This is a genomic window from Streptomyces sp. GMY02 (assembly GCF_019056675.1).
GTDB classification, from domain to species: domain Bacteria; phylum Actinomycetota; class Actinomycetes; order Streptomycetales; family Streptomycetaceae; genus Streptomyces; species Streptomyces odonnellii.
Map to the genome: position 1 here is coordinate 7708698 of NZ_CP077658.1, position 11519 is coordinate 7720216.

The window sequence follows — 11519 nt, forward strand, 5'->3', positions numbered from 1 at the left end:
ATGTCCGGCCGCCCGGTGTGATGCCATGGCTGCAAATGGTGGTCACCCGATTGGATCTGCTGCGCGCGGTCCGGTGTGCGATGTGCCGCGCGGATGGCGGACCTGCCGGGGCGCGTGCCGGTGACACCGGCGGTGGTGCGCGTCAGTGCCCTTCGTCCTCGGCGCGCTCTTCGGCGAGGTCTCTCAGGACCCGGTCGGCGGCGGCGAAGGCCGAGTTGGCGGCCGGCACCCCGCAGTACACGGCCGACTGGAGCAGTACCTCGCCGATCTCCTCGGGCGTGAGGCCATTGCGTACGGCGGCCCGTACATGCATGGCGAGTTCGTCCCGGTGGCCGCCCGCGACCAGCGCGGTGAGGGTGATACAGCTCCTGGTACGGCGGTCCAGGGTGCCGCCGGTCCAGATCTCGCCCCAGGCGTAGCGGGTGATGAAGTCCTGGAAACGGGCGGTGAAGGGCGTGGTGGCGGCGATCGCCCGGTCGACGTGGGCGTCACCGAGGACCTCGCGGCGTACGGCCATGCCCGCCGCGTACCGGTCCTGCGGGTCCGCAGGCGGTCGGCCCAGATGGGACAGCAGCGCGTCGAGTACGGCACCGGGCCGCTCGACACCCGCGAGGTGCGCGGCGCGGGGCAGCTCGACGAGCGTGGCGTCACGGATGCCGTCGGCGAGTTCGCGTGCGTGGGCGGGCGGGGTGGCCGGATCGTCGCGGCCGGCGACGACCAGGGTGGGCGCGTCGATCAGGCCGAGGCCGTCGCGGAGATCGAGGCCGGCGAGGATCTCGCAGCAGACGGCGTACGCCTCGGGGTCGGCGGCCCGCAGATCGGCCACGAGCGCTTCCACGGCCGCGTCGCCGCTGGTGGCGAACCCGGGGGTGAACCAGCGTCCGGGAGCGGTGCCGGCCAGTGGTTCGGTGCCTCCGGTACGAACCAGCGCCGCGCGCTCACGCCATGGCCCGGCCCCGCCGAAGTGCGCCGAGGAACACACCAGCGCGAGCGACGAAACCCGCCGGGGACGACGCGCCGCGAGCCAGACCCCGACAGCCCCGCCCAACGAGATCCCCGCATACGCGAAGCTGTCCGCCCCGAGCGAGTCGGCCAGGTCGAGCACGAGCTGCCCGAGGCCGGCCACGCTGCTTCCGGCGGGGAGAAGCGAGGCGGGGGAGCGGCCGTGCCCGGGCAGATCCCACCGTACGACCCGGAACCGCGCCGCCAGACCGGCCATCTGGGGCTCCCAGACGCCGAGCGACGTCCCGAGGGAGGGGCCGAGGACGAGCACGGGCGCGTCGGCGGGGCCGTCGACACGGTGGTGAAGGCGAGGAGTCATGGGAGGTCCTGGTCGGGGGTCGGGCGGGGACGACGGCCATCGGCCGGGCCGGGCCCACGGTCATGAGCCGGCTCGCGGTGCCGACCGTCCGTCTGGTCGGGGGCGCGGTCGAGGTCCCGGCCGGGGGCGTCCAGAGGGAACTGGACAGCATCCCGACCGGGGTCCGGCGCCCGGTCCCGGTCCTGGCCGGAGCGCGTCGGGCGGCTGAGCGCCCGGTCCGTCAGGTCGGGCGCCGCGCCCGCATAGGTCTCCGGGACGGTCAGCTCCCGTAGCTTCTCCGGGGAGAGCACGTTGCTCGCCCGCGGGTCCTCCGCCAGCGTCTCGGCCAGGTCCCTGCCCTCGTCCGTCGCCCGCCGGGACGCCGCTGCCAGCAGGTCCCTCGCCGTGGCGCGGCCCAGCAGGGGGGTGAGGTGGGCCGTCAGGCGTTCGGCGAGCAACTGGCCGCCCGTCAGGGACAGGTTCGCGTGCATACGGGCTGGGAAGACCCGCAGGCCGGCGGAGAGTTCCGCCGCCGTCCCGGCCGCGCCGCCGGTCAGGCGCAGCGCGTCGAGCAGGGGCTGCCACTCGGCGTGCCAGGCGCCCGCCGGGCGTTCGTCCTCGGCGGCCAGGGAGCCGAAGAGGACGGCCGCGAGGGCGGGGACCTGGCGGGCGGCGGACGCGATCAGAGCCGCCCGTACGGGGTTGTGCTTGTGCGGCATCGCCGAGGAGGCCCCGCCCGTTCCCTCGGCGACCTCGCCGATTTCCGTACGGGACAGCACCAGCACATCCGCCGCGATCTTCCCCAGCGCGCCCGCGCAGAAGGCCAGTGCCCCGCCGAGGTCGGCGACCGGGGTACGCAGCACATGCCAGGGCAGCGTCGGCTCGGCGAGCCCCGTCTCGTGCGCGAACGCGGCCGTCAGCGCCCGCTCCACGCCCGGATCCCCGTCGGCGGCGGCCCGGAACGCCGCCTGTGTGCCCGCCGCGCCGCCGAGCTGCGCGGGCAGCGATGCCCGTACCACCACGAGCCGGTCACGGGCGTCCAGCACCAGCGACCGCCACCCCGCCGCCTTCAGCCCGAAGGTGGTGGGAACCGCGTGCTGGGTGAGGGTGCGGCCCGCCATCACGGTGTCACGGTGCCCGGCCGCCAGCGCGCCCAGCACGTCGGCGGTGCGCTCCAGATCGGCCGTGATCAGGTCCAGTGTGCGTACCGCGACCAGCATGAGCGCCGTGTCCACGATGTCCTGGCTGGTCGCGCCCCGATGGACGAACTCGGCGTCCTCCGGCTCCAGTTCGGCCACCGCGCGGGTGAGATCGGCGACCAGCGGGATGACCGGGTTGCCGTCGGCCCGGCCGCGCAGGGCGAGCGACCGTATGCCGAACCGTTCGGCGCGGGCCGCCGCGGTGACCGTACGTGCCGCGCGCTCCGGGGCGAGTCCGACCGCGGCCTGGGCGCGGGTCAGCGCGGCCTCGGCGTCGAGCATCGCCTGGAGGACCGCCCGGTCGCCGGTGGCCGCCTCGGCGGCGCGGCCGGCCCGTACCGGCGCCAGCAGCGCGCCGTCCGCGCCGCCGTGCTCATCGATCGGGTTCATGCCGCCGGCCGGAGGTGTCGGAGGTGTCGGAGGTGGTGAAATCAAGGAAGACCGTCTCCTTCTCGCCCTGGAGCCGGATGTCGAAGCGGTGGACCCGCTCGGATTCCTGACGGGCCATCAGCGTGGTCCGGCGTTCCTCGGGCAGCGCCGACAGCAGCGTGTCCGAGGAGGCCGGAGCGCCCAGATAGGCCCGGGTGAACAGATGGTGCGACAGCCCCCGCGCGAACACGCACACCGCCAGATACGGCCGTCCGCTCGGCGGCTCAAGCGTCCGTACCGCCCAGTGCCCGTCCGCGTCCGTGGCCACCCGCGCGAAACCGGTGAAGTCCACGCCGTTGCGCCCCAGGAAGCCGCCGGTCACCGGATCGCGGCGGAGCGATCCGGGGCGCCCGGCGAGCGAGCCGTCCGGCGCCGCCTGCCAGGTCTCCACCAGCGCGTCGGGCACCGGGGCGCCCCCGCCGTCGTACACGTACCCGTGCACGGTGAGCGCCTCCGGATGCCCTGCGGGCGCCACCTCGCCGCCGCCCGGGAAGGGCAGGGCATAGCCGTAGAACGGGCCGACGGTCTGGGAAGGAGTCGGGCGCGGCATCAGCGGTCCTCCCCGGATCCCGGCAGCGCGGCGTCTGACACCACGGCCGCCGACAGCGCGGCCTCGGAGAGCGTCGCGGCCGGGCCGTCGAGCACGATGTCCCACCGGTAGCCGAGCGAGAACTCTGGGCGGGACAGCTCGTGGTCGTACGCCGCGACCAGCCGTTCCCGCGCCGCCGGATCGGTCACCGACTGGAGGATCGGGTCGTACGGGAAGAGCGGATCGCCCGGGAAGTACATCTGGGTCACCAGCCGCTCGGTGAAGGCCGTGCCGAAGAGCGAGAAGTGGATGTGCGCGGGCCGCCAGGCATTGAGATGGTTGCGCCAGGGATACGCGCCGGGCTTGACCGTGGTGAACAGATAGCGCCCCTGATCATCCGTCAGACACCGTCCCACACCGGTGAAATGGGGATCCAGCGGCGCCGGGTGCTGGTCGCGCTGATGCGCGTACCGCCCCGAGGCGTTGGCCTGCCAGATCTCCACGAGCTGACGGCGTACGGGCCGTCCCGCCCGGTCGAGCACCCGCCCGGTCACGGTGATCCGCTCCCCGAGCGGTTCGCCGTGGTGCTGCCGGGTCAGATCCGCGTCGAGTTCCGTCACATCGGTCACGCCGAACACCGGTCCGTACAGCTCCGCGGCCTCCGGGTCCGCGCCCATCGGTACCAGCGGCCGCTTCGGATGGCGCAGCACACTGCTGCGGTACGGGGCGAAGTCCCGGCAGGGATGCGCCGGCCGGTCCGCGTCGCCGGCCACGGCATCGGCCGCCGCCCTGTGCGCCGCGGCTATCTCCGCGCTGATCCGGTGCTGTGTGAGGGGTTCTGAAGGGGCAAGGGGTTCGGAAGGCGCGACGGGTTCGGAAGGGGCGAGGGATTCGGGAGGCGGCACGGGATCACCTTTCGAGTACGAGGGCCAGGCCCTGGCCGACACCGATGCACAGCGCGGCGAGGCCGGTGCCCGACCCCGCGGCGGCGAGCTGATGGGCGACGGCCCCGGTGATCCGCGCGCCGGAGGCACCGAGCGGATGGCCCAGGGCCAGGGCGCCGCCGCGCGGATTGACGACCGCCGGATCGAGGCCCGGCCACTGGCCCAGGCAGGCGATCGCCTGGGCGGCGAACGCCTCGTTGAGTTCGAGGACACCGACATCGGTGAGTTCCCGGCCCGCCTTCTTCAGCGCGCGCTCCACCGCCTCCACCGGTCCCGCGCCGAAGTACTGGGGCTCGATCCCGGTGACGGCCGAGGCGCCGATACGGGCGAGCGGTTCGCGGCCCGTCGCCCGCAGACCGTCCTCGTCGGTGAGCAGGAGCGCCGCCGCGCCGTCGTTGAGCGGGGAGGAGTTCCCGGCGGTGACGGTGCCGCCCTCGCGGAACACCGGCTTCAGCCGGGCCAGCGCCTCCGCCGAGGTGGTGTCGCGGATGGACTCGTCACGCCCGAGGTCCACCCCGTCGACGGGTACGGTCTCCGCGTCGTACAGCCCGTCCCGCCAGGCCCGTGCCGCCTTCCGGTGGCTGGCCAGCGCGAACTCGTCCTGTTCGGCGCGGCCGACGCCGTACCGGTCGGCGACCAGTTCCGCGCCCTCACCGAGCGGAACCGTCCACTCCGCCGGCATCCGGGGATTGACCAGCCGCCAGCCCAGAGTGGTCGAGTACATCTGCTGGTGTCCGGCGGGCAGGGCACGCTCCGGTTTCGGTACCACCCAGGGCGCGCGGCTCATCGACTCGACACCCCCCGCCACCGCGACGGAGGCGTCGCCGACGGCGATCGCGCGCGCCGCCTGGATCACCGCCTCCATGCCCGAACCGCACAGCCGGTTGACGGTCGTGCCGGGCACGGTGACCGGGAGCCCGGCGAGGAGAACCGCCATCCGGGCGACATCACGGTTCTCCTCCCCGGCGCCATTGGCGTTGCCGAGGAAGACGTCGTCGATACGGGCGGGATCGAGCGCGGGGGTACGGGCGAGCAGTGCGCGCAGCACCCCGGCGGCGAGATCGTCGGGGCGCACGCCGCTCAGCGCGCCCCCGTACGCGCCGACCGGGGTCCGCACGGCGTCGACGACATACACCTCACGCAGTCGGCCGGACATGCCTACTCCTCGCTCTCGTCGGACGCCGGTATGCGCAGCGGCGCGGCCGTCCTGGCCCGTACCTCCTCGGGTGCGACACCCGGCGCGGTCTCCACGAGGACCAGCCCCCGGCCGGTGATGTCGATGACGGCCAGATCGGTGATGATCCGGTGGACGCACGCCTTGCCGGTGAGCGGCAGGGTGCACTTCTCGACGATCTTCGGGGAACCGTCCCGCGCCGTGTGGTCCATCAGCACGATCACCCGGCGGGCACCGTGGACCAGGTCCATCGCCCCGCCCATTCCCTTGATCATCCGCCCGGGAACCGACCAGTTGGCGAGATCGCCGCCCGCCGACACCTGCATGGCGCCCAGCACCGCCGTGTCGATATGGCCGCCGCGGATCATCCCGAAGGAGAGCGCCGAGTCGAAGTACGCGGCGCCCGGCAGCACCGTGACCGTCTCCTTGCCCGCGTTGATCAGATCCGGGTCGACCGCCTCCTCCGTCGGGTACGGGCCGACACCCAGCACCCCGTTCTCGGAGTGCAGGACCACATCGACGCCCTCGGGCAGGAAGCCGGGGATCAGGGTGGGCAGCCCGATCCCGAGGTTCACATACGAGCCGTCGGTCAGCTCGGCCGCCGCCCGGGCGGCCATCTCCTCGCGTGTACGGGCCATCAGGCCCTCACCGTCCTCTTCTCCACCCGCTTGGCACCGGCCTGTTCGGGCGTGAGCGGCACCACGCGCTGCACGAACACCCCCGGGACATGGACCGAGTCGGGGTCCAGCGCCCCCGGTTCGAGCAGTTCCTCCACCTCGGCGACGGTCACCCGCCCGGCCATCGCCGCCAGCGGGTTGAAGTTGCGGGCGGCCTTGCCGAACACGAGATTGCCGTGCCGGTCGCCCCTGGCCGCCCGTACCAGCGCGAAATCGGTGGTGATGCCGTACTCCAGGACATGGTCGCGCCCGCCGAACACCCGGACCTCCTTGGCGGGCGAGCGCACCGCCACCGAGCCGTCCCGCGCATAGCGCCAGGGCAGTCCGCCGTCGGCGACCTGGGTGCCGACACCGGCCGGGGTGTAGAAGGCGGGGATGCCGCAGCCGCCGGCGCGCAGCCGCTCGGCGAGCGTGCCCTGCGGGACCAGCTCGACCTCCAGTTCGCCGCCGAGGTACTGGCGGGCGAACTCCTTGTTCTCGCCGATGTACGAACCGGTGACCCGTGAGATCCGGCCCTCGGCCAGCAGCAGCCCGAGCCCTTCGCCGTCCACCCCGCAGTTGTTGGAGACCACACTCAGCCCGCGTACGCCCCGGGCGCGCACCGCCTCGATCAGAACGGCGGGCACCCCGCTCAGGCCGAAACCGCCGACGGCGAGCGACGCGTGGTCCGCGATGTCACGGACCGCTTCGGCCGCGGACTGTGTGACCTTGTCCATGGAAGGACTCCCCGCGCTTCGCATTGTTCGCACAATGAACTACAGTTCACTCACTTGCCGTCCCTGAGTGTGCGTGCACCCGGCACGCGTGTCAACGCCCTGCACCGGAGAGCCGATGACCTCCACGCGTCCCGCCGCCACAACCCACGCCGGTCCAGCGGCATCCCCCGAAGCCGTGCCCCCCGAGGCCGTCGGCCCGCTCATGCGCGGGATCGCCGTGCTGCGGGCGATCAGCGACGCGGGAGGACGGGCGGCCCTGAGCGATCTGGTCCGTACGACCGGCCTCGCCCGCTCCACCGCCGACCGGATCGCCGCGACCCTCGCGCGGATGGGATACCTCCGGCTCGACAGCCACTCCGCCGCCCTCACTCCCCGTCTGATGGAGCTGGGCAACGCCTATCTGGGCGCCCTCCGGTTCCCCGCCCTGCTCGCCCCGCTCGCCGAGCAGCTCGCCGAGGAACTCGACGAGTCGGTCTCCCTGGCCGTGCCCGACGCCGACGGCATCCGCTTCGTGCACCAGACCACCCGGCGCCGCGCGATGTCGCTGACCTTCCGCATCGGCGATCTGCTGCCCGCCGAACGCACCGCGCCCGGACCGCTGTTCGCCGCGGACTGGGACGAGCGGGAGTGGGCGCGGTGGCGGGAGCGCCGGGCGGCCGACCCCGAGGACCGCGGCTTCCCCGCCGTACCGCCGCGCGGCCCCGGCCCCGGAGGACCCGGCTTCGAGGAGCGCACGGCACGGGCGGCCGAGCGCGGCTGGGGCCTGGACGACCAGCTCATCGAGCCGGGGCTGATCGCCCTCGCCGTCCCCGTGCGGGACGCGGACGGGCGTACCGTCTGCGCGGTGAGCGCGGTCAGCCACACCAGCCGGCACAGCGCCGACTCACTGCGCCGCTCGCTGCTGCCCCGGGTGCGGGAAGCCGTGGCCGGCATGGAACGTACGCTGCGTACGGCCGTGCCCGCCGCGCCCGCCGCCCCGGCCGGGCTCGCCGACTGGACCGGCGCCTCCAAGCAGCAGCTCGGCGCGGAGTTCCTGGAGTCCCTGGCCCGTGGTCTGACCGTGGTGACGGCCTTCGGCGAGGGGCGCCCCGAACTGACACTCACCGCCGTCGCCGAGGCCACCGGGCTGGCCAGGGCCACCGCCCGGCGCGCCCTGATCACCCTCGAACACCTCGGCCTTGTCGTCGCGGAGGACCGGACCTTCCGGCTCACCCCGCGAGTGCTGGCACTCGGCTGTCCGCCGCTCTCCCGCACCACACTCTCCGAGATCGCCACTCCGCATCTGACCGCGCTCGTCAAGAAGGTGCACGATTCCGCGTCCCTGGCGGTGCTCACCGGCGACGACATCCAGTACACGGCACGCGTCGCCACCGGCCGCATCATGAGTGTGAACATCACCCTCGGCACCCGCTTCCCGGCGTACGCGGCCTCGATGGGCCGGGTGCTGCTGGCCGCGCTGCCGCCGCGGGAGCGGGCCGCCCGGCTCGCCCGCGCCGAACTGCGCGCCCTGACTCCGCGTACGGTCACCGACCGGGCGGAGCTGGCCGTGCTTCTGGAGCGGGCGGGGCGCGATGGATACGCCCTGGTCGACGAGGAGTTGGAGGAGGGGCTGCGCTCCCTCGCCGTACCGGTGCGCGACCGGGCGGGGCGCGCGGTGGCGGCGGTGAACGTCGCCATGCACAGCAGCCGTCGCTCCGTCGAGCGGTGCCTGACCGACGTGCTGCCCGAACTCCGGGCCACAGCCGGGAGTATCGAGTCGGATCTCCATGTCGCCGGCCGGTTCAGCCGTATCCCCGCGGCCTGACGACCGGGGCCGGCAGGGGCCGCGGGCAGGGCAGAGGCGCGCAGAGCCGGGCCGGTGCGGGGGCTCGCGTATCGCCGTACCCGCCGTACCGAATCCCTCCGTCCGTGCGCGTGGACGCACGGCGGCGGTACGGCGGGCCGACGCGCCCCGCACTCTCAGACGTTGGGCACCTTCAGCTTGTCCCAGCTCGTCTTGCCGGGGATGCCGTCCGCGTCGCTGCCCGAGTAGCCGAGCTTGCGCTGCCACGCGGCGTACGACTTCTTGTCGGCGTCCGACCAGTCGGGGCTCGGCCCGACCTGGTAGCGCCCGCACCCCTCCGCCACCAGCCGCTTGCCCATCGCCGTGATGATGGCGCTGCGCCGGCCGGCCGCGAAGAAGGACGCCCCGGGGAAGGGCTCGTACTTCGCCGGCGGCTTCGACGCGGGCGGCTTGGCGGGACCGTCCGGCTTGCCGCCGAGGCGCGCTCCGACGCGCTCGCGCATCGAGTCCATGGTGAAGCCGCGCGGGTCGATCTTGCCCGGCTGCCACTCCTTGTGCCCTATCACCGAGCGGTGGGTCCAGCCGTGCGCCCGGCAGATCGCGGCCGCGGCCTTCTCGATCGCCTCCAACTGGGCAGCCGGCCAAGGATCCGTGCCATTGCCCAGGTTGACGCACTCGAAGCCGTAGAAATAGCGGTTGCCGTCGGTGTTGGCCTCGTTGTCGGCGGGCAGCGCCGACTCGTTGATCACCGCCCGCAGGACCTCGTCGTCCCCGGAACCCGCGTGATTGGCCCGGCCGTTGCCGACCAGATAGACCGTGCCGTCCTTGGCGATCACCCCGTGGCACAGCGGACCCGGCAGGGTCGAATGGCCGTTGTAGCAGAGCTCCACGGAGTTCTGTGTGCCCGAGGTGACGGTGTGATGGATCATCACCCCGTGCAGCGGTCCCCACGGGCCCTTGTGATTGCGGTTGTGTGTGCGCCAGCTCCGGTGCTCGACCACGGTCAGGCCCTCGTCCTTGAGGGCTTTGAGGAGTTTCGCGGCGGTCAGAGGAGTTGCCATCGTGGTGCTCCTTCCCAAGTGCGATGTGTCAATTCTCGGGCTCCTACTGCCCGTTCCGCTCGTCCGTTTCGGTCGTACGGCTGTCGGACTCGGCCAGCTCGGCGGCCAGGGCCTCCTCCTCGGCGGCTGCCTCCGCCGCGAGTTCGCCCTCGTCCGCGGCGGGTACCGGCGTCGCCAGCGGGCCGAACGACAGCCGCAGATCCACCGGCGAGCCCTCGCCGGGCACCCAGGCCAGCGGCGCGTAACGGACCTCGATCCCGTCCGGCGATTGCAACAGCGGACGGCGTGCCGCGTCCGTCGGCCACTCCACATCACCCGTCGCGGTACGGGCCGGTACGGTCCAGAAGTCACCGGAGCGATAGGTCCGGCCGGGCTCGAAGTAGACGAGAACGCCGTCCTCCAGCGGCAGCCAGCCGCCCTCCTCGATCCGCAGCGCGCCATGGCGCAACTTGGGCGCCCCCCGTCCCGTACGGCCCGACGGCCCGTGGCCGCCGGTGTGCCGGGCCCCCGACGGATGGTCCCAGCGCCGCAGATACGGGTGGAGTCCGGGACGCCGCCCCACCGACGGATCGGGCTCGCCGGAGAGCCGTACGCGCCGTCCCGGCAGATCGACCTCCTCCACCCGCAGCAGCGGCAGCGGCTCGCCCCTGCTGATGTAGGCGGTGTCGACCAGCTCGACCCAGTCGCCGACGTTCAGATCGAGCTTGCCGTCACCGCCGAGCGAGGCCAGCTCGGCCCAGGTGCCGTCGAGTCCGTCGACGACGAACGTCACCGAGCCGTTCTCGCGCGACCACTTGAACGTCGCGTCCCCGGCCGTGCCGCCGTCATGGATCTCCACCCGGTACATCTGGTTCTCCGGGCCCCGGTACTGGGCGTCCGGAGGCACCGGGCACGGGTCCTCGTCGGTGTGTTCGGGCCGCCGGCTGCGTGCCGCCATCCGGGCCGTCGGCGCCTGCGCCCGCGCCCACTCGGCGAACGCCGCGCGCACCTCGTCCCCGGACGCCCCGTCCGCCAGCCCCAGCCGCTCGGCGGTCAGCGGCAGCACCTGCCAGACGACCTTCAGCCGGGCCGCGGTGTCGGGCATCGCAGGGCCCAGCGCCACCTCGCGCAGCAGCGGGTCCTCGGCCGCGGTGACCGAGCGCTCCCACACCTTCAGATGGACCAGATAGGGGAACTGGCCGGGCAGCCGGTCGCCGGGGCGCTCCGGGTCCCGGTACGCGTCCGGCTGGTCCCAGTACGTCCAGGTGACCGGCGGCTCCGGAGCCGCCTCGCCGTCCTCCGCCCGCTGCCCGTCCTCCGCCACCGGGACGCCGGGCAGCGGGCGCGTCGCGTCCAGCGCGATGCCGTCGACGTAGTAGCGGCCGCCGCCGATCGACAGATCGTCCAGCTCCCGGCCGCCGCCCACGAAACCCACCCTGAAGCCGGTGGCACCGCGCGGGCCGCCGTGCTGCCCGATCAGATCGGCGGCGACGGTACGGGCCCGGAGAAGCTGGATCGCGGCCTGCTCATTGGCGTCCGCGTCGAGCTGGACCCGGCCCTGCTGGGCGATCACCGCCGAGTAGTGCCGGTCGGGGCGGAAGGTGAGACGGGAGATGTCTGCGTGCATGGGAAGGGGTCCCCCTCGGAAGTTCTGCGTTCGGCGGTCCGGTGCGGGCGGGTGCTGGGGTCGTACGGGGCGCTCGGTGGCTGGCGGGTCGTACGGTGCGG

At 73.6% G+C, this 11519-nt stretch carries 10 protein-coding genes; 1 reads left to right on the forward strand and 9 read right to left on the reverse strand.

Features of this window, described 5'->3' with window-relative positions; all coding sequences use genetic code 11:
• Positions 1 to 142: 142 nt before the first annotated feature.
• The 7 genes from pcaD to KQY30_RS32855 all read right to left on the reverse strand — a co-directional run bounded on the left by pcaD (position 143) and on the right by KQY30_RS32855 (position 6968).
• The gene (gene pcaD / locus KQY30_RS32825) at positions 143 to 1321 is read right to left on the reverse strand and encodes a 3-oxoadipate enol-lactonase (RefSeq protein WP_217310163.1); all 1179 of its coding nucleotides are present in this window, start codon (positions 1319 to 1321) and stop codon (positions 143 to 145) included.
• Complete coding sequence (pcaB, locus tag KQY30_RS32830; RefSeq protein ID WP_217310164.1) at positions 1318 to 2889, reverse strand: 3-carboxy-cis,cis-muconate cycloisomerase; 1572 nt, start codon at positions 2887 to 2889, stop codon at positions 1318 to 1320. Before pcaB ends, pcaD begins: the two co-directional genes overlap by 4 nt.
• Positions 2873 to 3478, reverse strand: coding sequence for a protocatechuate 3,4-dioxygenase subunit alpha (gene pcaG / locus KQY30_RS32835; RefSeq protein ID WP_217310165.1), 606 nt, complete (start codon positions 3476 to 3478; stop codon positions 2873 to 2875). Before pcaG ends, pcaB begins: the two co-directional genes overlap by 17 nt.
• The gene (gene pcaH / locus KQY30_RS32840) at positions 3478 to 4263 is read right to left on the reverse strand and encodes a protocatechuate 3,4-dioxygenase subunit beta (RefSeq protein ID WP_254407726.1); all 786 of its coding nucleotides are present in this window, start codon (positions 4261 to 4263) and stop codon (positions 3478 to 3480) included. Before pcaH ends, pcaG begins: the two co-directional genes overlap by 1 nt.
• A 103-nt stretch (positions 4264 to 4366) precedes the next feature.
• A complete protein-coding gene (locus tag KQY30_RS32845; RefSeq protein ID WP_217310167.1) occupies positions 4367 to 5557 on the reverse strand; it encodes a thiolase family protein in 1191 nt (396 codons plus the stop codon).
• Between the two features lie 2 nt (positions 5558 to 5559).
• The gene (locus tag KQY30_RS32850; RefSeq protein ID WP_217310168.1) at positions 5560 to 6213 is read right to left on the reverse strand and encodes a 3-oxoacid CoA-transferase subunit B; all 654 of its coding nucleotides are present in this window, start codon (positions 6211 to 6213) and stop codon (positions 5560 to 5562) included.
• Positions 6213 to 6968: a CoA transferase subunit A gene (locus KQY30_RS32855; RefSeq protein WP_217310169.1), complete on the reverse strand. Its 756-nt coding sequence runs from the start codon at positions 6966 to 6968 to the stop codon at positions 6213 to 6215. Before KQY30_RS32855 ends, KQY30_RS32850 begins: the two co-directional genes overlap by 1 nt.
• A 115-nt stretch (positions 6969 to 7083) precedes the next feature.
• On the opposite strand from KQY30_RS32855, the gene KQY30_RS32860 reads away from it, so the two are divergent.
• A complete protein-coding gene (locus KQY30_RS32860; protein WP_217310170.1) occupies positions 7084 to 8772 on the forward strand; it encodes an IclR family transcriptional regulator C-terminal domain-containing protein in 1689 nt (562 codons plus the stop codon).
• 155 nt (positions 8773 to 8927) lie between these two features.
• Here the strand turns inward: KQY30_RS32860 and KQY30_RS32865 are convergent, their stop codons facing one another.
• A complete protein-coding gene (locus KQY30_RS32865) occupies positions 8928 to 9812 on the reverse strand; it encodes a peptidoglycan-binding protein (protein ID WP_217310171.1) in 885 nt (294 codons plus the stop codon).
• 43 nt (positions 9813 to 9855) lie between these two features.
• Positions 9856 to 11418 (reverse strand): DUF6519 domain-containing protein, encoded by a 1563-nt coding sequence (locus KQY30_RS32870; RefSeq protein WP_217310172.1) that lies wholly within the window; start codon positions 11416 to 11418, stop codon positions 9856 to 9858.
• Positions 11419 to 11519: the final 101 nt, after the last annotated feature.

Bases quoted from the DNA above. Each gene is read 5' to 3' on its own strand.
- pcaD (WP_217310163.1), bottom strand. From the start codon at position 1,321: ATGACTCCTCGCCTTCACCACCGTGTCGACGGCCCCGCCGACGCGCCC.
- pcaB (WP_217310164.1), bottom strand. From the start codon at position 2,889: ATGAACCCGATCGATGAGCACGGCGGCGCGGACGGCGCGCTGCTGGCG.
- pcaG (WP_217310165.1), bottom strand. From the start codon at position 3,478: ATGCCGCGCCCGACTCCTTCCCAGACCGTCGGCCCGTTCTACGGCTAT.
- KQY30_RS32845 (WP_217310167.1), bottom strand. From the start codon at position 5,557: ATGTCCGGCCGACTGCGTGAGGTGTATGTCGTCGACGCCGTGCGGACC.
- KQY30_RS32850 (WP_217310168.1), bottom strand. From the start codon at position 6,213: ATGGCCCGTACACGCGAGGAGATGGCCGCCCGGGCGGCGGCCGAGCTG.
- KQY30_RS32855 (WP_217310169.1), bottom strand. From the start codon at position 6,968: ATGGACAAGGTCACACAGTCCGCGGCCGAAGCGGTCCGTGACATCGCG.
- KQY30_RS32860 (WP_217310170.1), top strand. From the start codon at position 7,084: ATGACCTCCACGCGTCCCGCCGCCACAACCCACGCCGGTCCAGCGGCA.
- KQY30_RS32865 (WP_217310171.1), bottom strand. From the start codon at position 9,812: ATGGCAACTCCTCTGACCGCCGCGAAACTCCTCAAAGCCCTCAAGGAC.
- KQY30_RS32870 (WP_217310172.1), bottom strand. From the start codon at position 11,418: ATGCACGCAGACATCTCCCGTCTCACCTTCCGCCCCGACCGGCACTAC.